The sequence below is a fragment of the Caproicibacterium sp. BJN0003 genome, from assembly GCF_026314295.1.
In the GTDB taxonomy this organism is placed as follows: domain Bacteria; phylum Bacillota; class Clostridia; order Oscillospirales; family Acutalibacteraceae; genus Caproicibacterium.
In genome coordinates this window covers 2,380,280-2,403,329 of record NZ_CP111108.1, presented here as the reverse complement: position 1 = coordinate 2,403,329, position 23,050 = coordinate 2,380,280, and the positions used below count along the sequence as shown (strand labels likewise).

Annotated in this window: 26 protein-coding genes; 7 read left to right on the top strand and 19 right to left on the bottom strand. The window is 44.9% G+C overall.

The window, feature by feature from the left end; translation table 11 throughout:
- Positions 1-31 precede the first annotated feature (31 nt).
- From OP489_RS12015 to yfbR, 6 genes are all read right to left on the bottom strand, one after another.
- Positions 32-202 carry a DUF362 domain-containing protein gene (locus OP489_RS12015; RefSeq protein ID WP_180341872.1) on the bottom strand — a complete coding sequence of 57 codons (171 nt, stop codon included), beginning with the start codon at positions 200-202 and terminating at the stop codon, positions 32-34.
- A 122-nt stretch (positions 203-324) separates the two neighbouring features.
- Entirely contained in the window at positions 325-1,206 is an 882-nt protein-coding gene (locus tag OP489_RS12010) for a PSP1 domain-containing protein (protein ID WP_266162230.1), read from the bottom strand.
- Between the two features lie 69 nt (positions 1,207-1,275).
- The gene (locus tag OP489_RS12005; protein ID WP_266162228.1) at positions 1,276-2,130 is read right to left on the bottom strand and encodes an ATP-binding protein; all 855 of its coding nucleotides are present in this window, start codon (positions 2,128-2,130) and stop codon (positions 1,276-1,278) included.
- Between the two features lie 9 nt (positions 2,131-2,139).
- Positions 2,140-2,463 carry a cyclic-di-AMP receptor gene (locus OP489_RS12000; RefSeq protein ID WP_180341875.1) on the bottom strand — a complete coding sequence of 108 codons (324 nt, stop codon included), beginning with the start codon at positions 2,461-2,463 and terminating at the stop codon, positions 2,140-2,142.
- A 53-nt stretch (positions 2,464-2,516) separates the two neighbouring features.
- Positions 2,517-3,806 carry an aminotransferase class I/II-fold pyridoxal phosphate-dependent enzyme gene (locus OP489_RS11995; protein WP_266162226.1) on the bottom strand — a complete coding sequence of 430 codons (1,290 nt, stop codon included), beginning with the start codon at positions 3,804-3,806 and terminating at the stop codon, positions 2,517-2,519.
- Positions 3,807-3,847: 41 nt separating this feature from the next.
- Positions 3,848-4,456: a 5'-deoxynucleotidase gene (gene yfbR / locus OP489_RS11990; RefSeq protein WP_266162225.1), complete on the bottom strand. Its 609-nt coding sequence runs from the start codon at positions 4,454-4,456 to the stop codon at positions 3,848-3,850.
- A 213-nt stretch (positions 4,457-4,669) separates the two neighbouring features.
- Between yfbR and OP489_RS11985 the strand changes: the two genes are divergently transcribed.
- The 6 genes from OP489_RS11985 (at position 4,670) to OP489_RS11960 (ending at position 11,462) form a co-directional block, all read left to right on the top strand.
- Positions 4,670-7,060 carry a YfhO family protein gene (locus OP489_RS11985; protein WP_266162224.1) on the top strand — a complete coding sequence of 797 codons (2,391 nt, stop codon included), beginning with the start codon at positions 4,670-4,672 and terminating at the stop codon, positions 7,058-7,060.
- A 2-nt stretch (positions 7,061-7,062) separates the two neighbouring features.
- Positions 7,063-8,052, top strand: coding sequence for a glycosyltransferase family 2 protein (locus OP489_RS11980; RefSeq protein WP_266162222.1), 990 nt, complete (start codon positions 7,063-7,065; stop codon positions 8,050-8,052).
- Between the two features lie 138 nt (positions 8,053-8,190).
- A complete protein-coding gene (locus OP489_RS11975; protein ID WP_266162220.1) occupies positions 8,191-10,227 on the top strand; it encodes a thioredoxin domain-containing protein in 2,037 nt (678 codons plus the stop codon).
- Positions 10,228-10,429: 202 nt separating this feature from the next.
- Entirely contained in the window at positions 10,430-10,765 is a 336-nt protein-coding gene (locus OP489_RS11970; RefSeq protein ID WP_266162218.1) for a hypothetical protein, read from the top strand.
- A gap of 18 nt (positions 10,766-10,783) precedes the next feature.
- Positions 10,784-11,074, top strand: a complete 291-nt coding sequence (locus tag OP489_RS11965; protein WP_266162217.1) for a hypothetical protein — start codon at positions 10,784-10,786, stop codon at positions 11,072-11,074.
- A gap of 61 nt (positions 11,075-11,135) precedes the next feature.
- The gene (locus OP489_RS11960; RefSeq protein WP_266162216.1) at positions 11,136-11,462 is read left to right on the top strand and encodes a hypothetical protein; all 327 of its coding nucleotides are present in this window, start codon (positions 11,136-11,138) and stop codon (positions 11,460-11,462) included.
- A gap of 178 nt (positions 11,463-11,640) precedes the next feature.
- Here the strand turns inward: OP489_RS11960 and OP489_RS11955 are convergent, their stop codons facing one another.
- Both OP489_RS11955 and OP489_RS11950 read right to left on the bottom strand, forming a co-directional pair.
- On the bottom strand, positions 11,641-12,807 hold the full coding sequence (locus OP489_RS11955) for a M20 family metallopeptidase (RefSeq protein WP_266162215.1): 1,167 nt from the start codon (positions 12,805-12,807) through the stop codon (positions 11,641-11,643).
- Between the two features lie 36 nt (positions 12,808-12,843).
- A complete protein-coding gene (locus tag OP489_RS11950; RefSeq protein WP_266162214.1) occupies positions 12,844-14,259 on the bottom strand; it encodes a YfcC family protein in 1,416 nt (471 codons plus the stop codon).
- A 140-nt stretch (positions 14,260-14,399) separates the two neighbouring features.
- On the opposite strand from OP489_RS11950, the gene OP489_RS11945 reads away from it, so the two are divergent.
- On the top strand, positions 14,400-15,341 hold the full coding sequence (locus OP489_RS11945; protein ID WP_266162213.1) for a LysR family transcriptional regulator: 942 nt from the start codon (positions 14,400-14,402) through the stop codon (positions 15,339-15,341).
- Between the two features lie 453 nt (positions 15,342-15,794).
- Here the strand turns inward: OP489_RS11945 and OP489_RS11940 are convergent, their stop codons facing one another.
- From OP489_RS11940 to OP489_RS11890, 11 genes are read right to left on the bottom strand one after another with little or no spacing between them, the layout of a single operon-like run.
- Positions 15,795-16,052: a phage holin gene (locus OP489_RS11940; RefSeq protein WP_266162212.1), complete on the bottom strand. Its 258-nt coding sequence runs from the start codon at positions 16,050-16,052 to the stop codon at positions 15,795-15,797.
- Positions 16,042-16,353 carry a hypothetical protein gene (locus tag OP489_RS11935; protein ID WP_266162211.1) on the bottom strand — a complete coding sequence of 104 codons (312 nt, stop codon included), beginning with the start codon at positions 16,351-16,353 and terminating at the stop codon, positions 16,042-16,044. Before OP489_RS11935 ends, OP489_RS11940 begins: the two co-directional genes overlap by 11 nt.
- 14 nt (positions 16,354-16,367) lie before the next feature.
- Positions 16,368-17,453, bottom strand: a complete 1,086-nt coding sequence (locus OP489_RS11930; RefSeq protein ID WP_266162210.1) for a glycoside hydrolase family 25 protein — start codon at positions 17,451-17,453, stop codon at positions 16,368-16,370.
- Positions 17,450-17,623 carry a hypothetical protein gene (locus OP489_RS11925; protein WP_266162209.1) on the bottom strand — a complete coding sequence of 58 codons (174 nt, stop codon included), beginning with the start codon at positions 17,621-17,623 and terminating at the stop codon, positions 17,450-17,452. The genes OP489_RS11930 and OP489_RS11925 overlap by 4 nt, the downstream gene beginning before the upstream one ends.
- Positions 17,620-17,751 carry a hypothetical protein gene (locus OP489_RS11920; protein ID WP_266162208.1) on the bottom strand — a complete coding sequence of 44 codons (132 nt, stop codon included), beginning with the start codon at positions 17,749-17,751 and terminating at the stop codon, positions 17,620-17,622. The genes OP489_RS11925 and OP489_RS11920 overlap by 4 nt, the downstream gene beginning before the upstream one ends.
- Positions 17,748-17,957: a hypothetical protein gene (locus OP489_RS11915; protein WP_266162207.1), complete on the bottom strand. Its 210-nt coding sequence runs from the start codon at positions 17,955-17,957 to the stop codon at positions 17,748-17,750. The genes OP489_RS11920 and OP489_RS11915 overlap by 4 nt, the downstream gene beginning before the upstream one ends.
- A gap of 12 nt (positions 17,958-17,969) precedes the next feature.
- Positions 17,970-19,451, bottom strand: a complete 1,482-nt coding sequence (locus tag OP489_RS11910) for a hypothetical protein (protein ID WP_266162206.1) — start codon at positions 19,449-19,451, stop codon at positions 17,970-17,972.
- 46 nt (positions 19,452-19,497) lie between these two features.
- Positions 19,498-20,679: a hypothetical protein gene (locus OP489_RS11905; protein WP_266162205.1), complete on the bottom strand. Its 1,182-nt coding sequence runs from the start codon at positions 20,677-20,679 to the stop codon at positions 19,498-19,500.
- Positions 20,672-21,121 carry a hypothetical protein gene (locus OP489_RS11900; protein ID WP_266162204.1) on the bottom strand — a complete coding sequence of 150 codons (450 nt, stop codon included), beginning with the start codon at positions 21,119-21,121 and terminating at the stop codon, positions 20,672-20,674. Before OP489_RS11900 ends, OP489_RS11905 begins: the two co-directional genes overlap by 8 nt.
- Before the next feature lie 18 nt (positions 21,122-21,139).
- Positions 21,140-21,997 carry a hypothetical protein gene (locus tag OP489_RS11895; protein WP_266162203.1) on the bottom strand — a complete coding sequence of 286 codons (858 nt, stop codon included), beginning with the start codon at positions 21,995-21,997 and terminating at the stop codon, positions 21,140-21,142.
- The gene (locus OP489_RS11890) at positions 21,997-23,049 is read right to left on the bottom strand and encodes a siphovirus ReqiPepy6 Gp37-like family protein (RefSeq protein ID WP_266162201.1); all 1,053 of its coding nucleotides are present in this window, start codon (positions 23,047-23,049) and stop codon (positions 21,997-21,999) included. The genes OP489_RS11895 and OP489_RS11890 overlap by 1 nt, the downstream gene beginning before the upstream one ends.
- Between the last annotated feature and the right edge of the window lies 1 nt (position 23,050).

The following is a 23,050-nucleotide window of genomic DNA, read 5'->3' as shown; positions in this document are numbered from 1 at the left end:
TGAAAGACTCAACCCGAAAGATCTCGGAAAATTAGCCTTCCTCGATTGCACCAACAGGGCATGCGCCAGCGCAGGAACCACAGGAAATGCAGGTACCTTCGTCAATAACGAACTGACCGTCGCCCTCAGAGATCGCTCCGACCGGGCACTGACCAGCGCAGGTGCCGCAGGAAATGCAAGCGTCCGTAATTTTATATGCCATTGGGATCCACCTCCAATTCAATTCTAAATTAGTTTTATTCTACCATACATTTCTAAAAAAGCAAGGTACAATACATAAATTAGCAAAAATTTAACAAAAAGTGCCGGCTTTCGCCCTTTTTGTTATTCGTCCTTTGCAGGGGAAGAATCCTCTTTTGGCGGGTTCTTTTTTTGCTTTTGGCGGGGGAGCGGCGGGCGCAGCATTTTACAGTTTTTCACAGAGTATCCCACCGAAGCGGCGTCCGCAGCAGCAGAATCAAGATGAACCTGTAAGATTCCGGAGAGAAGATTTACTCCGGTAACCATTCCGCGTCCATCCGGTGTTGCGACCAAACTTCCCTGAGAGGGGGTGGAATGAAGAAGATCCTCATAGGCTTCCTGCTCATACTTTAAACAGCACATCAGTCTGCCGCAGGTCCCGCTGATTTTGGTGGGGTTTAAAGAAAGGCCCTGCTCTTTTGCCATCTTAATGGAAACCGGTTGAAATCCATCGAGAAATTGGCTGCAGCAGAATGGTCTGCCGCAGATTCCGAGACCGCCTAACATTTTAGCCTCGTCACGTACGCCAATCTGTCTCAATTCGATCCGCGTGCGGAAAACACTCGCCAGATCTTTGACAAGTTCACGAAAATCTACCCGGCCGTCTGCAGTAAAATAGAAAAGAATTTTACTGTTATCAAAAGTATATTCAACATCGACCAGTTTCATTTCAAGATTGTGAGCAGCAATTTTTTTCTCACAGATTCCGAAAGCAACCTTTTCTTTTTGATGGTTTTCTTCCTGATGTTCAAGATCCTCTTTTGTGGCGATACGAATCAGCTTTTTAAGCGGCTGAACCACATGAGAATCCTCTATATGTCGGTTTTCCATGGCGACTTCCCCGCATTCGGTGCAGCGGGTAGTCTCTACGACTGCCATGTCTCCCAGATGAACAATTTGTCCGTCTGGGTCAAAATAATAAATTTTTCCCTGATTTTTAAAGCGAATGCCAATTACTTCGGCCATAAATTCTCCTTTTTCCGGATATCACCGGAATCAATTTTTAAAAATTGTTTTCTGCTGAGATGCTCGATTTTATTCTTCCCCAGAAAAAATCAAAGAAGCAAAATGAGTTAACAACAGAGGAACATTTGCATTGCGGTGCAGCGCATCCTGCTCTTCCTGTGCAATGCGAACAAAAGAGAACAGCTTTGCTTTTGTCAACCCTTTAGAGAGAAGCTTTGCGCTTTCCATATCACAGAGCGGTTTTCCGCCGCATCTTAGGATCAAAGCATCCCGAAAAAGCAGGATCATATCATGAAAAATGGTATCTGTATGGGGTTTATCTCGAAAAAGCTGCGCACATTCGCACAAGAATCCAAATTCATCGCCATGACAGATCTTTTCGCAGAGCGTTTTGCTGAGTGGATCCGGCTGGGAAATTTTTGCTTCCAGACGGAAAGTCTGTACGCGGGAACGAATGGTGGGCAGAAGTGCAGAAGCATTTTCTGCAGTCAGAAAGAACTGGACCGCAGAAAACGGTTCTTCCAGCGTTTTTAAAAGCGCGTTTTGTGCCTGCTCGCTCAGATTTTGGGCGTCTGCCAAAATATAGACTTTGCAGGCAGCCTCGTTAGGACGAATTGCAGCATCGGAGCGCAGAAATGTAATAGATTCTTTGTGAAATGACCGCGCACCGCCTTCCCCTGAGAGCAGGGAAATATCCGGGTGACAGTCCAAAAGTGCCTTTTTGCATCCGGCGCAGTGGCCGCATGGACGCGCGGTATCATCCGTGCAGACACAGGCAGCGGCGAGCAGCTTTGCAATCGGCAGTGTAGAATCCGAAGTCCCCTCTAAAAGGACTGCGTGAGGGAATCGGCCGTTTTCAAAAGCATCTTCTAAATCCTGCCGAAACCTTTGGGAACCGATGCTTTCCGGAAGAAGCAGCTTCATAAAGGCTGCTCAGACCTTTTGAAAACGATCTACATCGAGTACAAAGACGGTCGCACCGCCAACTGTAACCTCGATGGGGAAGGAAGAGTACATGCCAACGTCCATCGTGGTAGCGCTGGGAACAAGCTGCGTGCGGCGGCTGCTCTGGGAAGCAATCAGCTTGATCACATGATCAACCTTATCGTCGTCTGTACCAATCATAAGAGTGGTATTTCCCGCTTTTAAGAATCCGCCGGTTGTCGAGAGCTTTGTCACCTGAAAGCGCTCTTTGGTTAGACTGCGGTTTACTGCAGGGGCGTCGTCATTGCTCACAATAGCCAGAATCAGTTTCATTTAAAATACCCTCCGTATCTCTCTGAAAATTTATGTTAAAAAACCTAGTAATATTATAACACTTTTACAGTAGAAAAGCCATAGTCCTTTAAAAGAGAAGCAGCTTCAGGCAGAATTAATTCGCCGGGCATGACGATCGGAATTCCGGGCGGACAGGGACAAGCTGCCTCGGCACAGATAGCGCCGACCGATTCTTCTACCGGAAGCTCGTGATTTTCGGATAAGACTGCCTCGCGAAGCGGCAGCACGACCGGTGGAAGCTCTTCTAATTGAGGCAGATCCGAATTCGAAGCGAGCGTCTCTTTTTGAGGGAGTTCTGAAAACAATTTCAGTGCTTTTTCGACTCGCTCAAAATCTTCCGGTTGGTTCCACGGGGTTGCGATCAGCACACAGTAGCGGCTGTCTGCCATTTCTGGTTCGACCCCATTTTTCCGCAGAAACTCGGCAAGCTCTTCGCCGGAATAACCGTGGGAAGAAGCGTCCAGTGTCAGTCGGGTTGGATCATCACCGATCGAAGGGATCGAAAGAGAAGCGGCTTTCTCTTTTAGTTTAAAGATAGATCCTTCTACAGGTCCAAAAGCATCCGGATGCTCAAAGAGCCATTTTACAGTGAGGTCGATACTTGCCATGATCGGATAAGAAGGACTGGTAGAGCCAAAAAGTGCCATAGCGCTCTTGGCGTTCTTTAAAAATTGCTCATCTCCAATTTGAAGCAGAGCACCGCCTGTTAAAACACCCAGCGTCTTGTGGACGGAATCGGCGGTCATCGAAGCGCCCAGATGAAGAGGGTGCAGATCGGGCTTAGTAAAGGCCAGATGAGAGCCGTGGGCATTATCCACAAGGAGCGGAATCCCCTTTTCTTTGCAGGCTTTTGCGAGAGCCGGAATATCGAGCACTCTGCCATAATAATCCGGGCTGGTCACATAGCAGGCGTTTACCTGTACCGGAGACTGTAGATAGAGCAGCAGTTCTTGGGGCTTTACCCATACGGGTTCCAGCCCTAAAAGAGCCATAGTGTTTACTGCGGAGCGGTGAATTCTGCGGGAACAAAGAACCTTGCCTTTTTCCGGACAGGCGAGGTGAAGCATCGTTTGAATACAGAGTGTGCAGCCGTCGCTCGAAAAAAGGGTTCGCTTTGCGCCAAAGAGATGGGCGGCGTTCTGCTCGGCTTCCAGAATAGGGCCGCAGGCGTCATAGAGACTGTCGGTATCCGGCAGCTCCGTTAAATCAAGAGAAAGCAGGTCTTTTGGAAGAAAAGCGTTTTTGTGGCCGGGCGTATGAAAAGACGACCGTCCTAGAGAAAGATGACGGCGTAATGCGTTATAAAAGGGAGAATCAGCCATTCTTTAAAGCTCCTTTCGAAATAAGCAGGGAATTCTAAAAATCAATTTTGAGGATTGCCCTCTACCGGGGATTCCAATTCGTCCAGTGTGAGTCGGTAGCTTGGCAAAAATTCCTCCAGAAAAGCTTCGGCTTCCGGCAGGTGCATGGCGTGAATCGAAGAGAGCAGCGTTTCTTTTGCTGTGCTAAATTCCAGACTGCCGGTTCCGGTTTCCTCTGTACATTTGATGAGAGCGCTGAGCTTGTCGGCAACTTTTACCAGCGGACGCAGTTCCTCATCTCCCGGAGCATCCTGCAGAAAGAGCGTACGGTAGTCTCCCTGCAGCTCTTTTGGAAGAAGAGAAAGAAGTCTTCCAGCGGCATCATGCTCGACTTCTTTATAAGCAGATTGAATTTTTTGGTTACCATATTTTACCGGCGTCGGAAGATCCCCGGTTAAAATTTCGGTGCAGTCATGGAAAAGCGCCAGTGCAGCGGCCCTCTCCGGATTGACATGACCGCCGAAGCGCCGGTTGCGCAGAAGACAGAGAGCATGAGCAAGAACAGCGGTTTCATAACTGTGTTCACAGAGATTTTCGGGGCGGGAGTTACGCATTAAACCCCAGCGGTGAATATATTTCATACGGGAAAGCATCGCAAAAAAATGGAACAAAAGGATTCCTCCTGTCGAAAAAATTCCGCTTAAAGCGGGCGCTTTTATGGTACCACCAATGGAACCGATTTGGCAATGCTTTTGGCCTAAAAAGGCAGAGGAAAAGGACCCGGATTTTCACAAAAGCTTCCCGGAAACAACACTTTTTTTTCCTTTAAAATGTGCTATAATATTCCGGTATCGATTATTTCTTGCAAAGGGAGGATTAAGCCTTTGAAGCGCTTGAGTTTAGAACAGAAGCCCTATCTTCTGCGTGCGCTGCTCTATGGGATATTGACGGCGGCAGTGCTTTTTCTTCCATTTATCATTTATGATAAGGGATATTTTTTATTTTATGGTGATTTTAATGTACAGCAAGTGCCGTTTTATCAAATGTGCCACGATGCGATTCGCAGCGGAAATGTTAAATGGAGTTGGACAACCGATCTTGGAGCTAATTTTGTTGGTTCCTATAGCTTTTATCTTTTGGGGAGCCCCTTCTTTTGGCTGACCATTCCATTCCCGAGCGAAGCGGTGCCATATTTGATGGGGCCGCTTTATATCCTGAAATTTGGCTGCGCTGCAATGAATGGCTCTATTTACATACGTCGATATGTCCATTCCTCAGAAGGCGCGATCCTTGGCGGAATGCTGTATGCTTTTTCCGGATTTGCCATTTATAATGTGTTCTTCAACCATTTTCATGAAGCAATCGTCTTTTTCCCACTGCTTCTGTGGTCTTTGGACGAATACATGTACCATCGTAGGCGCGGCGTCTTTGCATTCTTCGTTTTTGTTACGGCTTTCATTAATTATTATTTCTTTGTGGGAATGGTCACTTTCCTTTTGATTTATTGGCTGCTCCGATTCTTTCAAAAAGATTGGCGGATTTCTGCAAGAGACTTTGGATTTTTGGCACTTGAGGCCGTCTTGGGCGTTCTTTGTGCCTGTGCGATCCTTTTGCCCACTATCCTTTGCATTGTTCAGAATCCGCGTGTCGATAGCCCTTCGCAGGGGTGGTATGCGCTGCTTTATGATAATGAGCAGCGGTATCTGCATATTCTTTCTTGCTTTTTCTTCCCTCCGGATCTTCCTGCCCGCGCGAACTTTACGCCGGATTCCAATAGCCAATGGGCTTCGCTCGGCGCGTGGCTTCCGCTGTTTAGTATGACCGGGGTTATTGCATTTTTACAGAGAAAAAAGAAAAATTGGCTTAAAACACTGCTCCTTGTTCTCTTTTTCATGACAATGGTGCCAGTACTCAACAGCGCATTTCAACTTTTTAACAGCAGTTATTATGCCCGTTGGTTTTATATGATCACCCTGATGATGAGCCTTGCGACTGTGCATAGTTTGGAGCTTTCCGATGTGGACTGGCTCAGAGCAATCAAGTGGACAATCGGCATCACGCTGGGAATTTCACTGCCGATTGGATTTATGGTGAAGAAAGTTACCAGCGGGGAAGAAACCACTTGGAGCTACGGGCTGGAAAAATATCCGAGTCGATTCTGGCCGTATGTAGCGATTGCACTGTTGAGCCTGCTTTTGCTGCTCCTCATTTTCCATGAGTATCGGAAAAACCGTCGTCGCTTTATGAGAATGGCGATTTTTGGGACCGCTTGTATTTCGGTTGTTTATGGCTGGTTCTTTATCACAACTGGGAAAACGCAGGGCGATGATACCCATAATGAACTGATTCCCTATGCTTTAAATGGAGGAAAAGACATCGATCTTCCCTATTCGGATATTTTTTCTCGGATCGATGTTTATGACGGAATGGATAATCTGCCGATGTATTGGCAGATGCCGACCATACAGGCTTTTCACAGCATTGTGCCGGGCAGCGTGATGGACTTTTATCCCACGATCGGCGTCAAGCGCGATGTTGCCAGCCGTCCGGATACAAAAGTTTATGCGCTGCGCAGTTTTACCAGCTGTCGCTGGCTGTTTGACCCGACTACCCGCGGACAGAATTTTGTAGATCCTGCAACCAATCAAACTCGCATGCCGGGCTGGACTTATATTACGAACGAAAACGGCAGCAATATTTATGAAAATGAATATTTTATTCCAATGGGGTTCAGTTATCAAAAATTCATCACACGCGCGGAATATAATGAACTTTCAGAATCACAGCGTTGCCTGGTCCTTTTAAAGGCGATTGTCCTGCCAAATGATAAAGCGGCGGCCATTGCCGAGCAAAGCGGGCTTACACATTTGGATTCTCCTCAGCTGGCGGATTTCTCTCAGCAGAGCTATTTTAAAGACTGCGTCGAGCGTGCGGCAGGAGCCTGTACATCGTTTACAACCGATAACAATGGATTTTCAGCGGTTGCCCAATCGGATGCCGACCGGTTAATTTTCTTTAGTGTTCCCTATGAGAGCGGATGGAGTGTGACCGTAAACGGTCAACCGGCTGAAATTGAAAAAGTCAATGTTGGGTTTATGGCGGTTAAAGTACCAGCCGGTGAGGCACAGATTCGATTTAATTATGAAACACCCGGTTTGAAGATTGGCATTTTTCTTTCGATTGCAGGATTTTTAATTTTAGGGGTTTATGTTTTTCGCAGTCGTCAAAGGAAAAGATGGATCGAACAACAAAGAAAATTAGATAAAGGAGTTTAAAAATGCCAACGGTTTATTTTGTAATTCCATGTTATAACGAAGAAGCAGTTTTGCCGGAGACGGTGAAAGAACTGACAAAAGTTTTAGAAGGAATGGAAGAACATGGATTAGCAGACCAAAAGAGCCGAATGCTCTTTGTAGATGATGGCAGCCGCGATAAAACGTGGGAGCTGATTTCTAGCTATCATGAAGAAAACCATTGGGTGAGCGGGCTAAAGCTTTCTCATAACCGCGGACATCAAAATGCGCTGCTCTCCGGATTAATGACAGCGAAAGAAGTAGCGGACTGTGCAATCAGTCTTGACGCCGATTTGCAGGACGATGTAAATGTTCTGCCGCAGTTTGTGCAAAAGTATCTGGAAGGCTGTGATGTGGTTTACGGTGTGCGCAATAAGCGCGAGACGGATACTTTCTTTAAAAGGACGACGGCCGAAGGCTTTTATAAGGTCATGCAGAAGCTGGGCGTAGATATTGTGTTTAACCATGCAGATTACCGTTTGATGAGCCGCCGGGCATTGGAAGCGCTTTCCGAGTATAAAGAGGTTAATCTTTTCCTGCGCGGAATTGTGCCTCTGATCGGGTATAAGAGTGATTATGTCTACTACGATCGCCATGAGCGGTTTGCAGGGGAGAGTAAATATCCGCTGAAAAAGATGATTTCGTTCGCGGTGGATGGGATCACTTCTTTTAGCGTAAAGCCGCTGAAAATCATTTCAAACTTAGGTATCTTGGTTTCGGTTTTGAGTATTTTTGGACTGCTTTATGCACTGATTTCCCACTTTACAGGGAATGCTGTTTCCGGCTGGACGGCAATTGTCTGTTCTATCTGGCTGCTCGGAGGAATTCAGATGCTGTGCCTTGGTGTAGTTGGTACTTATGTCGGTAAAATTTACAGCGAAGTAAAAGGACGTCCGCGTTTTAAGATCGAAACGCTTCTCGACGATAACACAGAAGAACAAAAGATTCCATTGAGAAAAGATGAAAAGATTTAAACTAATTAAAGGGGCCTTGCAGAAAAATTTCTGTGAGGCCCCTTTTTTGAATCCTTTAATAGGATTTTTTATCATGATACTTTAAATAAATGGGCATGTTAATACTTATAATATTATGATTATTAGGAGTGACAATTTATGGCAGCCAAAGAATATACCAATCAGTTAATTCACGAGAAATCGCCTTATTTGTTGCAGCATGCCCACAACCCTGTAAATTGGTTTCCGTGGGGAGAGGCGGCATTTCAAAAGGCAAAAGAGGAAAATAAGCCTGTCTTTTTAAGCATCGGTTATTCTACTTGTCATTGGTGTCATGTGATGGCTCATGAGTCTTTTGAATCTTTACAAGTGGCAGAACTCTTAAATCGAGACTATATCTCGATTAAGGTAGACCGCGAAGAACGCCCTGATATAGACGCAGTATACATGTCTGTATGCGTGGCGTTCCATGGAGCCGGCGGATGGCCGTTGACTGCTATCATGACGCCGGAGCAAAAGCCTTTTTGGGTCGGAACTTATTTGCCCAAAGCTTCACAGTATGGGCATATGGGATTGTTGGACCTCTTAACTTCTATCTCGCAGTTATGGAAAACGGATCAAGAAAAACTGATTGAATCGGGAGAAAATGCGGTCCAGCAGCTGCAGCAGCAGGAAACAAAAAAGCGCCCGGCGGCTGAACTTAATACAGAAGTATTTATACGTGCTTTCCAATGGTTTCAACAAATTTATGATCCCGATTGGGGAGGATTTGGTGCGGCGCCGAAATTCCCAACTCCGTTTAATTTGCTTTTTTTGCTGCGCTATTCGACGGCAGAACACGAAGAGAATGCACTAAAAATGGTTCAGCATACGCTGGATCAAATGTATAGAGGAGGAATTTATGATCATATCGGGGGCGGTTTTTCACGGTACTCTACAGATGAAAAATGGCTGATTCCCCATTTTGAAAAAACACTTTATGATAATGCACTGCTTTCTCAGGTTTATCTTGAAGCATATGAAAAAACGAGTGATCCCCTTTATCGGAATGTTGCGAAAGAGGTGCTGAATTATGTTCTTCGCGAGTTGACAGATGAGCAGTCCGGATTTTATTGCGGGCAGGATGCAGACAGTGACGGTGAAGAAGGAAAATACTATCTTTTTACACCGAATGAAATCAATACAGTATTAGGGAAAGAAAAATCAACTCAATTTTGTAAATGGTTCGGAATTACCGAAACGGGAAATTTTGAGGGAAAGAATGTTCCAAACTTAATTGCGAATTCGAGATATGCAGAAGAAAATGAACAGATGGAAGCCGATTGTAAACTCCTTTATGATTATCGCTTAAAACGTACAAAACTTCATAAAGACGATAAAGTTCTGACTGCTTGGAATGCACTTATGATATCAGCTTTGGCAGATGCTTTTGTCATATTGCAAGAGCCTAGTTACCTGAAAGCGGCGCAAGATGCGCAACAATTTCTTTCGGAATCTCTTGTAAATCATCAGACAGGTCGTTTATATCGCCGGTGGCGCAAGGGCGAAGCTGGAATTGCTGCGCAGTTAGACGACTATGCATTTTATATTTTTGCGTTGCTTAAACTTTATCAGGCTACTTTTGAGGTGCTCTATTTAAAGGAAGCTGTCCAATACTCTAAACAGATGGTCAATCTGTTTTTTGACAACGAGGAGGGAGGTTTCTATTCGTATGCAAAGGACAGCGAATCATTGATTGGCCGTCCAAAAGAAATATACGATGGGGCAATTCCTTCGGGAAATTCGGCTGCTTTGGCTATTTTGCTTTGGCTTTTTAATCTTACCGGAGATGTTACGTGGCAGCAGCTTTTCGAAAAGCAATCCATATTTTATTCGAGTGATCTTTCTGATTTTCCTGCAGGAAATTGTGCAGCTTTATGTGTATTGACAAAAGTACTATATCCCTCTCAAGAACTGATTTGCGTGACCTCAGATCATCAGGCGTCTTCTGAGCTGCTTTCTTTTCTGCACCGCTATCAAAAACAACTTCCGTTCAGCATAATTAAGACAAGGGCAAATCAGCAGGAATTAATGGATGTGGTTCCCTATACCGAAAATTATCCGATTCCAGCCGAAGGGACCACCTTTTATCTTTGCAAAAATGGAAAATGCTCGGCACCAGTAACGGATTTAAGAATTTTACAACAAATGATTTAATTAGAAAAACATGGAATATTTCTCTTTAATCATTTATAATGGTATTTACTATCTAAAAAATATGGATTATTATTATAATTAAGAAATAAATTGTTAAAACATTTTATTCAATTAGAATAATCTTTTCGTTGCCGAAAGGAGTGAGTCCGTTGAGTATCAAAAATGGTTCTTTTTAAATATCTTGTTTTAGGAGTGGGGATTTATGAAGGAGTCTGATTTAGAACCGAGTTTTATGCGGCAATGGAAAAAGTCTGTCGCAATTTCTGTGATTTCATGTACGGCTTTGGCAATTTTTGCTTTTTTAATAGATCACTTTTATGGAACAGACTTTTTTAGAGAACGGCGTTGGCTTCGAATTTTGATGATGGCTGGAATATTTGCAACATTGCTTCCAAATAAGAAATTACATGATAAAACAGGGCTCAGTTATTGGACCCTTGATTTATGGAGCGATAGTACAATGATGGTGCTGTCAATTCTTTATACGATCGAGTTTTTCCTGTTAGGAAAATATGTTTTTTATACCATCAACCATTGAATAGAGGGAGGAGTCCCTATGAGTGGAAAAAGAATAACAAATTTTATTTTTCCGATTGGTCTGCTTGTTTTGAATCTTGTGTTGATTAGTTTCCTTTTATGGCCGTCCGCGGTGGAATTATTTGGAAATCCGTGGGTGATAGCAGCGTTTGTTAGTTATTTTGCACTTTCGCTTTTTTTAATACAGAAGCAGAAGAAAAAACAGACGCAAGAAGAAAACATAAAATCAATAAAAATTTTGGATCTGATAAATGAAAGCTTGGGGTTTATTGTTTTAGCGATTTTATTAACAGAACCTTACCTGCATTAATCATTGTTGTCATAGAGAAGGCTGTTATGAAAACTTGATTTTAGTAGAGAGAAGGAATCCCATGCAACAAGAATCAAATAAGACAAAAAGTCTATGGTATCTATGTGCGCTGCTCGGCTTTCTTTGTGGGCTTATTTTTGCGTGTAGTGCGATCCTTGTAACGCTTAAGATGTATTCGATCTCTATCCCAATGGGGAAAATTGGAATGGTAATTGGCTTAATTGGTGTCATTTTATATTGGATTATAATAGGAGGAGCACCAGCAGCAGCAAGCACAAAAGAAAAGCGGGAAAAGTTTAAGCAGGATATATGGGTCAGACGTTCTATATTGTCTTTGAAAATTTGCCTTGGAATTGCGCTGATAGCGATCCTAATACGAAGACCTTAAAGTATATTGTATCTATGCTGCCTTTCAGCGCTTTTAATAAAAAATAAAAAAGGAAGACCGATTTTTAATCGGTCTTCCTTTTTTGCTCGTTAAAGCAGTTTTGCAAAAAATAGAGGAAAAATCGGCAGGTAGTAAAATGGCCTACCAAGAAGTTATCTTGTATTGGTAATGGATATAATCAAACCTTGAACCGGTTTTGTTCAAAATCAGTTTGAATCTCTTTCAAAAGATCGGGAGTAGTGAGAATGTCATAGACAGTTCCAGCAAGGGTTTTTGCTCCGATCAAAATGGCCAAATGAGCATCCTCGTTTTTACCGCAGTCCACAAAGGTTTGAGTGTGGCTGCTGGTACCGGAAGGAACAAATTTCACACGAATACAACAGCCAGGAACTTTGCTCATTACGTTGCCAAAATCGGTGCTGCCGGTTTTCTCACGGGCGGGGGCGATCCCCGGTGCATGACAGGCTGCCGCATTGGCCATTACAAGATCATTCAGCCGCAAAGCTGGAATTTTGCCCATCAACGTCTTGGTCTTGACGAACTCGCAGCTCACATCTGCCATCATGGCGGCTCCTTTTATCAGCTTTTCAAACCGCCCACAGACTTCCTGCATGACATCGGTGCTGTAACTGCGCACACAGAAAATACCGACCGCATGGTCCGGCACAACATTTGCGGGGCCTGGAAGCTGCCCGATCGTGTAGTGTAACCGTACGTCGTCTCTTACATGCTCGCGTAAAAATTCTATGCCCTGAAAACTCAGCAGAAGTGCATCCAACGCACTGCGGCCGCGTTCCGGAGCAAGTGCCGCATGTGCGCTGACGCCGTGGAAGGTGACCGTGTAATTGGTCAAAGCCATACTTTTTATATCGACACAGGTATCTGGACCGCCGTGCATCATCAGAGCTACATCGATGTCAGAAAAATATCCGTTTTCCTGTAGACTAACTTTTGCGCTGCGTGTTTCTTCTGCGGGGGTGCCATATACAACGAGAGAGAAGTTTTCACTTGGACACGCTTCTTTTAGCGCAATGGCGGCGGCACAGATGCCGGGGCCCTGCAGATGATGGCCGCAGGCATGGCCCATGCCTGGCAGAGCATCATATTCACACAAAAGTCCAATACGTGGGCCACCGTTTCCGTGATGATAAACAGCGCGAAAGGCGGTGGGCCATTCACCCAAACCAATTTCTACTTTAAAGCCATGCTTTTTTAGGTAATCGGTCAGCAGTGTACAGGCTTTTTCTTCATGCCCGTCGTATTCCGGATTGTCATGAATAAAATCAGCCATATCAAACAAATTGTCACGTTGTTCATCAATAAGTCTATAGAGAGTCTCTTTCATTTTATAGGGCTTCCTTTAAATAAAATATTTGGACAATTACATTGGACCATAATTCATCATTTGGGCGATAACGGCTAATACGCTACCTGCGACAAACCATACCAAGAACAGTTTCCACATGAATTTCATCCAACGGTCGTAAGGAACATTGCCGGCACTTAAAATGCCCATCAACGCAGTGGAGGTGGGGAGAATGTAGTTACAGAAACCATCGCCGAAGTTGAACGTCAGAATGCAGGTCTGCCGGGTGACGTGAAGTAGATCAGACAGGGGAGCCATGATCGGCATGACCGCTGCTGCCTGGCCGCTGCCGCTAGTCAAAACCACGTTGATCAGGGTATTGGCAAACAACATCCCGACGCTTAGAAGTGTTGGGGGCAGACCACCAAGCATGGTTGTCAGACTGTGAACGATGGTATCTGTGATGCCGCCGGCAGTCAAAATCGCACCGATGCTGCGGGCCATGCCGATGATAAAGCCCGCACCGAGCATCTTTTTACAGCCAGCCAAAAATTCAGTGCAGATTTTATTGGCGCTAAATCCAGCTAGAATGCCAATTACTACTGCCAGTACCAAAAATACGGCCGACTGTTCTGAAAAGCTCCAATTTAGATTGATGCAGCCATAGACGATGATTCCCAGTGCAACGATCAGAGCTGCAATAGAAAGACTTTTACGAACGTCCATATGGCCGAAGTCATCGAGGTTTGCTTTTTTAAATTCGCTCTGTTGATCCAGGTCGTACATGGGGCTGAGGGTAGGATCTTTTTGGATTTTTTTTGCATAACGAACCAACCAGAAGCAAGTGATAATATAAAATACCACAAAGCAAACCCAGCGGTAGCCAATGCCGCTGTAAGGGGGCAGCCCGGCAATCTTTTGTGCCACCAGCGTGGTGCTGACATTTAGAGTGCCGGTGGAGAAGCCAATGGCGCCGCCTAACAAAATAATTCCAACGCCTACGATACTATCTAGCCCAAGGCTGAGAGAAAGCATGACCATAATGGGGGCAAATCCAATAAATGTATTTACCGCCTGCGTGGTACAGATCAGAGCAAATACGAGCATCAGCAGCGGAACAAAAATTTCTACCCGCTGACTGTATTTGCGTGCAACTTTGGCAACCAGCGCCTGCAAGGCTCCCGCACTGGTAAGCATGTAAATTGCACCACCACTGAATAACACTACAAAGATCAGATCTGCATTGTCAACAAAGGATTTGACAATGGTGAAAGGAATGGACAGCGGATTGACCGATGTATTCTCCACATAAGAGAAATTGTCTGCATTTACGACTTTTATGCCGCTGCCATTATCATACCGTTCGTACTTACCGCTGGGAATAATCCAAGTCAAAAGTACCGCTGCCAAGATGATGATAAGCAGGATGACAAAGGTATGAGGCATTTGAAAAGATCTTTTGGGCTTTGTTTTTTCCGCTTTTTCCAACATGATTCTAACTCCTTTTTTATTGTATTGAGCCTTGCTATCACCTGTTTTCTCAATTATAATAAAGTGAAAAAAGAAAAACAAAACAATTATTTTTATAAATATCATTGATAAAAACTATGATCCTGAAGGGGACGAGCAAGATGAATCTAAAAGAGCAGGAATATATGTTGGCACTTGGCCGTCACGGCAGCCTGACAGGTGCCGCGCAGGAGCTATGGATTACCCAGCCGACGCTGAGCGTTTTTCTCAATCGTCTGGAAAAAAGTATGGGGGTCCAGCTGTTTCAAAGGGTTGGAAAAAGGCTGGTGCCAACGGCTGCAGGGCGCGAGTACTTGGCCTGTGCGCATCAGATGGAACTGATGAAGATGGATTTCGATAAGAAGCTTTCTCAATTTGTGCGGGAAGATCGAGGGGTTCTGCATGTGGGCAGCATGCGTCACCGCAATCTGTATCTGTTTCCACGTCTCATCCGTAATTTTCAGAATGTTCATCCGGGAATTCAGGTTATTTTGCACGATTCCAGTCCAACAGATTTGGAAAAAATGCTGAAAGATGGCGATTTGGATCTAATACTGACGAACCAGCCGGTGGAGAATCCATCGCTTTCTGTACATCCCATTTATGAAGATCGTCTGGGGATGGTTTTGGGTGCCGCCAGAGCCGCCAAACTAAGACATCACGAAAAATGGGAACGCAATATGCAGTATCTGGACCTGCGAGCGGTGCAGGACGATTTGTTTTATATTTTGCCGCGTCCGCATTCTGTACGGCTGATTGCCGAAAGTGCGTTTCATTATGTAGGGATTCATCCTGCCCATGTGCAAGAGGTGAGTAATATTGATTTGGGGTGTCAGCTTGCGGCGGAAAATCTGGGAGCGGCATTTACAATGGAAAGCTATTACCGCTATTTTAGTTATCCGAAACCGACAAAATGCTTTTTTGTGGGGGACCCAAAGTTAAATATTAAGTGGAGTATTGCTTTTCGAAAAAAAGCCACAGTACCTTCTTATATGAAAGATTTTATGGCGCTTTTGAAAGAACAGATGCGGGATGTGAATCTAAGGGAGTTTTATAGCCGATAAAAAGTGTTTGAGTGACTGGCTTTCCTATTTTGCCATGAGGTTAAAAAATAAAAGGTCCGCCTTACGGGGGCGGACCTTTTAATCCATTCGTAAAATTTACCTTCATGATCATTATTACAGTAAAGCAAAAATAGAGAAAAGAAAATCCGCACCAGACAGCCAACAAATGGCTTTCCAATGCGGATTTCTTAAAATTCTTTGGTGCGCCCACGGGGATTCGAACCCAGGACCTCTTGATTCGTAGTCAAGATTTTAATTTTATAAATGGCTTTCCAATGCGATTTTTTTGAGTAATACGTAGCAACCGCGTAGCAACAAAAGCCAATTACCGCAAGCTGAATATATCTTAAAATGGCAATCAAGTCAAGTACAAAAGTGAATATTTTTCACATAAAAGGGCAAAAAAATAAGCCTACCGGGGAGAAATCCTCGATAGGCTTATTACTTTATGTATTATTTTTTAGGTTCCGTGTACTGTAGCGCCTGGTCGCTGTCAGACGTGCCGGAGGTGGTCGGGTCATTAACTACACCCAAAAGGGCAAGCAAGCCAAACACCGTCCCGACGATTGCCAATAGCTGATTGCTTAGTCCGGTAAAATCTAAACTGATTCCAAACAGTCCTAGCACCTGTGAGAGGAGCAATAGCACCGCCGGAATAGCAGTGATCCAAAAAGCCTTGTTTTTCATTCGTACCGTCCAATTAATTTTCATGATTTTCCTCACTTTCCGGCTGAATAAGATTGTCCAGCCTGTCAATGCGCTTATGCGCTGATTTTGTGCTTTCTTCTACCGCTCTAATGCGGTCAGCGTGATTATCAATCTTTGCACTTAGTCCGGCAATCTGTTTTCCGGTCTCTCCCACGCTGTGCTTAATATCGTCAAGCTTTGTGTCTACCGTGCCTCTCCAATGCCCGTCATTTGTTGCCTGTTTGTCTTTTCCAGACAACCAGCCCAATACACCGATAGCACAGCCGATAATTGCAATCAATCCCGAAATCTCAATAGTTCCCAAAGATCACTACCCCCTCAATTCGTAATTTCCAACTGGAATCTATCAATGGTGTTTCCAAACTGTCCAGCGTAACCGTCCATACCGTCGCCTGTCTGATCGTCGATCTGCCAGCCGTAATAAGACTGCAAATTTGGTGAAATGCGGTACTTTGCGTAATGAGTAGTTATGCCATCAGGAGTAGAGTAATACACTTCCAGCGCATCAATCTCTTTTCCATTACCAGCGTAGCCATTATTACTGTCGCTGATGTCATATCCGGTTACATATGGGAGCCAATCTCCACCGCATACATGGACACGGTATTTAACGGTTCCTTTTGTGACTCCGATTGCAATATCAGTAATTTTATGACCGACAACACCTGCGAAGTCATTGTCGTCCCAAACTTCGCTGAGCCATCCGTTTTCTGCTGTGTGCACTCGATATGCGGCGCTAATGTCTCGGGTTGGAGCTACCACCGAAGCGACTGTTTGAGTTGCTACCGGAACGGTTCCACCGCCAAGGTCAGCATAGGCAATATTAGTATCAATGCTGCCGGAGCAACCGGGGACGCTTGTCCCTCCAAACTGCCAAATAGGGCAGGAAACCGCCGGCGAATCAACGCCATACTGTGCGAACCATAAAGGGAAGTCAGATAACCGTTCCATTTGGAACCAGTTCCGGCAATAATCCAAATTAGCATAATTTCCAACCTTATACCCTGCCGCTTGCATTGTCTGCAAAAACGTTAGCGCCATGTCAGTTACGAGTTGCGGACCGGGATTTACACCATTTTGTCTACACCAGCGCACGGAATCATATTCAAAGTCAAAGAATACCGGCCATGTAATCTTATCATTATACGGGGCAATGACCGTTTTACAAGTCTCTGCTTCTTTTTGCGAGTCCGTTACGGAAGTCGCATAACTAAACCAATACACACCAACTGCAATCCCGGCATTAAGTGCGCCTTGAATGTTACGATCAAAGTATTGATCTTTCTGACTAATGTCGTTACCGTAGCCGGCACGAATAAGAGCAAACTGGATTCCAGCATCTTTTACGGCTTGCCAGTCTATAAGTCCGTTGTGCGCCGATACATCAATCCCTCTCATACTCATTTTATGTACCCCGCTTTCTGCAAATCAGTTTTAGCGGATTCAATGTCTGCCGCATGATCTGTGCGGATTTTCTGGACTTCGTCTGCCGTGATTCCTTCTGCCGCCGCAATCTGATCGTTTGTTTCCCCATAAGCAAGTGCTTTTACAATCTCAAATTCCTGCTGTGTCATTTTGTGCCTCCGTTTTCTGCCACCCATTCTTCAATGGCGGTTTTATATTCTGCAATTTTTATCTCGTCAACAGTAATTTCACCAGACGATATTTTACGTTTAAGAATTTCTAAAATTATATCGTTCATATAATTCCTCCGAGTTGCAGAACAAGTGTTTCAAGTGAAGATATTCGATATTCTGGGTCTGATTCCTGCTGCTTTTTTATTTCAGCTAATTCTGCATCCGTATATTTTGTAAAAACTAAATCGCCGTCAGAATTTTGCAAATACCTTCCTGTGCTGAAATCAGGCGTACCGGTAATCGGATTCCCGCTTTCATCTAAAATTTTCATAAGCCCTCCTTATCATCCTAAAAGAAAACATGGTTGTAATTCTGCACTGTAAGACGCTGACGTAATATGTACATACCCTTCACTGCTAACTGTCGAAAAAAACGTGGATTGTGGAATATTTCGCAGCCAATATGTATGTCTTTTGCAGATTTTATCAGGAGAAAGCTGAAATAGTGGAAATTGACCGTAAGAAATTCCGATATTGAAATAATATTCGTAATGACTTATCCCAATTGTTCCATGACCCAAAACTTCCTCAATGGTCATAAGATTAACGGTAGAATCGAACCAAGACCAACCAGAAGGGGAACCGGAAGAAGTGGCATTTACTAATAATTCTTTGCTTGTGATTAACTGTGAGCCAAACGCATCACCAAGATATCCCGCCCATACCGGCAAAACGTCAGTATACATTTTACTGCCTACATATCCACCATCTGTTGTATTGGTATCATTCATTTTGTAAGAGCCAAAGCTTGTAGTCGGCATTACAACGATATGATGCGCAGTTAACGGTGTGCTTCCTCGATTCATTTTTATATCACAGCCTAAAACTTGGAACACATAATTTTGCCCGTTTACTGTTTTATGAAAATAGTCCCCAACAAAAACATCATCAAAAGTTCCACTTGCAATATTGGTATACATGGAGCCGTCAGCTTCATTTGCACTAATATCTTTGCCACGGTAAATACTGTTATGATAACCGGAATTTTGGAAAACTGTAGTATACTCGATTGCTTTGTTTGCACTTGCCTGTGCTGCTGTAGCACTTCCTGCCGCTGCTGCCGCGTCGTTTTCCGCAGAGGTTGCACTTCCAGAAGCGGTTATAGCACTGTTAGCAGAGTTTATCTCGCTAGTCTTAGAATTTGTCTCGCTGGTCTTTGAATTTGCTTCCGACTGTGCCGCTGCTTCTGCGCTTTGTTGTGCAACTGTCGCATTGGTTTCTGCCGTTTCTTTTGCCGTTTCTGCCGCTTGCTGTGCTGCTAGCGCTACGGTTTCGCTGTTCTTAGCGTTCTGCTCTGACAATGCAGCCGCTGTTTTACTTGCATCTGCTGCCGTCGCATTAGCTTGCGCCGAGTCGCTATATCCCTTTGTTTCTGCAACAAATTGTTGATATTCGCTAGGGGTGACGTCTTGTTCTGTCCCTCCAAATTTGGGGTGACTATATACCGTATACTTACAGCCAGTGCTAGGCGATACAGAGCCATCAACACCTACAGCATCAATCACTAAATCTCCACTGCATAACGTGACATCATTTTTTAATTCAATGATTCCGTCTGCATTTAGAATTTTTGGGATTGTATTACCACCGTAAAGCGTGCTTTGGTTAAACGTAGCGCGGATTACTTTTCCCTGCCATTCGTCCGGAATGCTGATATGTAACGAGTCGATAAGGCTGGAATCTTTACCGCCTATTTCTATCGAAGATGGGGAAAGCGTAAATACGGAAGGGTTTTCAGATGTCTTTGTAACCGTTAATTCAATCATAGTTTATTCCCCCTATTTTACGAAATAATAGTCGCGCCTAAACAGATTACAGACCGTCACAGCCGAGCAGCGCCCCGAAGACCACGTTGACATTCCACGGGAAAGCGTGGGCACTCACGGTACGCGAACCCGCGTTCACGGCATGGTTCCAGTAGCCGCCGCCCAAGAGAGCGACGATGGAATAGTCGTAAAATTCGAAAATATTTCCGTATCCGTCAAATGGTGAAACAGTGTCCCAGCCCCATTTACCGGTAGTTCCGTGTCCGTTTCCGGAAGTAAAGTTTTTGTCGCCACGGCTTCCGTCACTTGCGTCAAACGTCCCGGCCCCGGTAATTACGGTGTGTTCGGCCTTTGTAACCAGTTCATTCAACCATTTCCACACGTTCCCGACCGCGTCACGCACGCCAACGGAAGAAACGGCGTTCGCCACATACCCGGTAAGCTGCCTCCCCGTGTTCGTGCTAGCGCTCCATGCGTTCGTATTGGAATCTGTCAAGCCCTGCGGGGAACCGAATGCAGCCGCACAGAACTCGCTATAATCAAGCAGCCTTTTCCCGGATTTCGCGGCCCGTTCGTTGAACGAATACCAGTTCATACCTTCTGTGCCAGTCATTGGCGTTGCGTTGAATTTGCTTTGTAGCCCGCCAGCACCGTCGTCTGAAGAAAGATAAATGTCACACCAAAAATTATTTGCAAGGTAAACCATTCCTTCCGGCGCGCACTTCGGGCGGTGCCCCAGTGTCCAAACGGAACGGGGAACAATGCCATCATAAACGGTGCTTTCCCAGCCCGTGCCAAATTCAGAGCCAGACGCATTAACGGGACGCAGCGCACTATTTATGCTGCGGTTCTTGCCGTAATGAAAGCCACCAATTTTGCGAGAATTCGTTGCGTTGTACCCTTCCGGGTATGTGCTATTAAGGGAAATAAGATAGATTTCGTCGTTGTTGTTTCCAGGATCGCAAATATAAATATAATAATCTTTTCCGACCGAAAATGAACCCGTGTCAAGGCTATTTGCGTTTATGCGGGTAAGGGCGGTCTTGAAAACGCCGCCGCCCGCAATGGCAATGATGCAATCCGCATCAATAGTAAGTTCAGCCGTGCCAGTAGCATTTATATACTGCTTTGACGGTGCGACAACGTCGGAAAGCGTTGCAATCTTGCTAGTATTCAGCAATGCACGAGGGTCTTTGTTGATAAAATCATCCGTTAAAAATCTACTCATGGCAAAGCACCACCTTTATTGAATCGATCTGTTCTTGCGTGATTCCCAGCGCTGCATATGGGCTTGTCGGTGCCGGAATTTTCAGCACGGTTTCACCGACCCCAAGTGCGGTGGAAAGCGTTACAATCGTCTGATTTGGGCCGGTTTCGCTTCCCGCGTCTTCCGTCCCGCCGCTCACTTTTTTGTGTTCAACGGCTGAAACGGTGCAGCCAGACGTAGCTGTATTTATTGCCTGTGATGCTTGCGCTTCGGGACAATAATTTATTGTCACCGTTTTTCTGTCCTCACTGATTGAACCGATAGGGCAAGGAATGTACGCCTGTGCTTCTATTGCTTCAATCGCATTTTTTAGGTCTACTGCCGCCAATTCCCCGGCCTGTACCATTGCAAGACAATTAAACAAATCCTGCCCGGTTCCTATTGTTTTTGGAAAGCCTTTCATAATATCATCCTTTCAAATTTACGATTCCGAAAGATAGGCGCAGCCGGAATACGAATTTCCCAGCCATGCCGCAGCGGAAAACAAAAGGTTGTTTGACAATGTGGTTTCCAGTGTTGAAATGCGGGCTTTCAGCGCATTTAATTCGTTCGCTAAATTTCCCGCTTCATCAGCACCAAGTAGTCCTTTGATTCCGTTGAACCATGTTTCAAAATCGCTTTTTGCTTTGCTTTGATAAGCGTCCATAAGGGCCGCAAGCGAATTATATTTGCCGGTTGCCGCTGTTTCGTTGCTTGAAAGCTGGTTTAAATACACGGTGAATTCTGCTACAATTTGTTGCCTGTAAAGTTCAAAAAAGTTATCAAGCTGTTTCCCAATTGTTTTTGTGTCAATCTGCTGCAATACTCCCGCCACAATGCCGCACACGTCGGTATTAAGCCGCGTGTCGGTTATATTGGCCTGCGTTATGGCCGTGGCCCCTGCCGGTATTTCAATTTCGGCCAATTTTAGATCGTACTGTTCAGCACCACGCACGATCGCCGGCGCTACCGGGTTGCTTGCAAAAGTGCCCGTAAGCACTTGCGCTGTAATATTACGGGTGTTAATGTCCCAGCGTAAAACGACGGTATCTTTTCGCTTCAAAACTCCGTCCGCATTTGCGATTGCTAAGGCAAGGTTTCCATCATTCCGGTAATAATACCCGTTAATCCACGCGCGCCCCGGTGGGACAATGATTTGCATGTTTTCACCAGCGGCAATGGAAAGTTCCAAATTGTAAACACCATTCGAAATGAAACTGTGAATATAATTCGCAAGATCGGTGTCGTCATATCCCCGGTCGCCGTCTACGTCGGGAAAGAACATGCTTTTTTCTGACATTATGTATCATCTCCTAAATCCAGTGTTTCCGGCAGCGGTGTGCCACATGTAGGCGTTACTTTCAAATATCCATTTTCGTCTACCTCTTCAACCTCTGTTACTCTTTGATTAAGCAATATTCCCCATTTTTCGAAACTAACAATATCGCCTAAATCCCAATCGGTTAAATATTCATAGTTTCCCGTGTTGATTGCCATAGCTTCAAAGCTTTCCGATCGGACCGCTTCTGCCAATTTTTCAAGTCCACGTTGGTTTAGCTGCGCCTGATAATCAGCATCAGAAAGCGATCCCTTTTGCAGATCGCGGGCATCAACCCACAATTCCCGCCGATCTTCTCCATTTGTTTGATCAACCGTAACAGTCATTCGGGCCGTGCCTTCGCCCTCGCCCGCAACATATGCAAAATTTTTAAAGCTTTTTTCGCTAAAGGTGTATTCGGGACCATCAATATTCCCGTTTGTATCCGAAAATAGTACATAAGGAATTGCTTTCTGAACAACTGTCCGGTCTATTCCTTGATAGGTTTCGAAAATAAGCGCTTTGCTTGGCACATCTAGCCTTACGCGAAACCCGGTGTTGCTGGACTTTGCAATTTTTGTCAGCGTGTCAAGAACGTTTTTCCCCGTGACCTGAAATGCGCATGAATTGTTGAAACCGTTCAGCGCGCCCAGTACAAGCCACCTAATCGGGCGGGCTGTAATAGCATTATCTGAAACGATTTTTCGCATAGCTGTTTCCACTGTCCCACTAAAATTAATAGTTGGCGCAACGATTCTCTGCCCAAGTTTTGAGGAAAGGAAACGCCCGGTTACTGTTAATTCGTCGCCGTTGTCAGTTCCTTTTATGTTTCTGCCTTCGATCACCCCAGCTTCTTTTCGATCAAGGCGGTGAACAATGTTTCCCGCTGCCAGCAACGTTCTATTGTAGTCCGTTGCCGCGCAGTGCAATTCAAATTCCCCCGGTCCAAAATAGCGCCGTCGCCACCGTAGGGAAGAATATTGGTCGATTGTGCCTTGATGTTCAATCGCGGGGCTGTAAATTAGCAAGTCCATA

Bases quoted from the DNA above. Each gene is read 5' to 3' on its own strand.
- OP489_RS11970 (WP_266162218.1), top strand. From the start codon at position 10,430: ATGAAGGAGTCTGATTTAGAACCGAGTTTTATGCGGCAATGGAAAAAG.
- OP489_RS11995 (WP_266162226.1), bottom strand. From the start codon at position 3,806: ATGGCTGATTCTCCCTTTTATAACGCATTACGCCGTCATCTTTCTCTA.
- OP489_RS11895 (WP_266162203.1), bottom strand. From the start codon at position 21,997: ATGTCAGAAAAAAGCATGTTCTTTCCCGACGTAGACGGCGACCGGGGA.
- OP489_RS12000 (WP_180341875.1), bottom strand. From the start codon at position 2,463: ATGAAACTGATTCTGGCTATTGTGAGCAATGACGACGCCCCTGCAGTA.
- OP489_RS12005 (WP_266162228.1), bottom strand. From the start codon at position 2,130: ATGAAGCTGCTTCTTCCGGAAAGCATCGGTTCCCAAAGGTTTCGGCAG.
- OP489_RS11975 (WP_266162220.1), top strand. From the start codon at position 8,191: ATGGCAGCCAAAGAATATACCAATCAGTTAATTCACGAGAAATCGCCT.
- OP489_RS11890 (WP_266162201.1), bottom strand. From the start codon at position 23,049: ATGGACTTGCTAATTTACAGCCCCGCGATTGAACATCAAGGCACAATC.
- OP489_RS11910 (WP_266162206.1), bottom strand. From the start codon at position 19,451: ATGATTGAATTAACGGTTACAAAGACATCTGAAAACCCTTCCGTATTT.
- OP489_RS12010 (WP_266162230.1), bottom strand. From the start codon at position 1,206: ATGGCCGAAGTAATTGGCATTCGCTTTAAAAATCAGGGAAAAATTTAT.
- OP489_RS11945 (WP_266162213.1), top strand. From the start codon at position 14,400: ATGAATCTAAAAGAGCAGGAATATATGTTGGCACTTGGCCGTCACGGC.
- OP489_RS11980 (WP_266162222.1), top strand. From the start codon at position 7,063: ATGCCAACGGTTTATTTTGTAATTCCATGTTATAACGAAGAAGCAGTT.
- OP489_RS11960 (WP_266162216.1), top strand. From the start codon at position 11,136: ATGCAACAAGAATCAAATAAGACAAAAAGTCTATGGTATCTATGTGCG.
- OP489_RS11955 (WP_266162215.1), bottom strand. From the start codon at position 12,807: ATGAAAGAGACTCTCTATAGACTTATTGATGAACAACGTGACAATTTG.
- OP489_RS11900 (WP_266162204.1), bottom strand. From the start codon at position 21,121: ATGAAAGGCTTTCCAAAAACAATAGGAACCGGGCAGGATTTGTTTAAT.
- OP489_RS11965 (WP_266162217.1), top strand. From the start codon at position 10,784: ATGAGTGGAAAAAGAATAACAAATTTTATTTTTCCGATTGGTCTGCTT.
- OP489_RS11950 (WP_266162214.1), bottom strand. From the start codon at position 14,259: ATGTTGGAAAAAGCGGAAAAAACAAAGCCCAAAAGATCTTTTCAAATG.
- OP489_RS11920 (WP_266162208.1), bottom strand. From the start codon at position 17,751: ATGAACGATATAATTTTAGAAATTCTTAAACGTAAAATATCGTCTGGT.
- OP489_RS12015 (WP_180341872.1), bottom strand. From the start codon at position 202: ATGGCATATAAAATTACGGACGCTTGCATTTCCTGCGGCACCTGCGCT.
- OP489_RS11925 (WP_266162209.1), bottom strand. From the start codon at position 17,623: ATGACACAGCAGGAATTTGAGATTGTAAAAGCACTTGCTTATGGGGAA.
- OP489_RS11915 (WP_266162207.1), bottom strand. From the start codon at position 17,957: ATGAAAATTTTAGATGAAAGCGGGAATCCGATTACCGGTACGCCTGAT.
- OP489_RS11930 (WP_266162210.1), bottom strand. From the start codon at position 17,453: ATGAGTATGAGAGGGATTGATGTATCGGCGCACAACGGACTTATAGAC.
- OP489_RS11940 (WP_266162212.1), bottom strand. From the start codon at position 16,052: ATGAAAATTAATTGGACGGTACGAATGAAAAACAAGGCTTTTTGGATC.
- OP489_RS11905 (WP_266162205.1), bottom strand. From the start codon at position 20,679: ATGAGTAGATTTTTAACGGATGATTTTATCAACAAAGACCCTCGTGCA.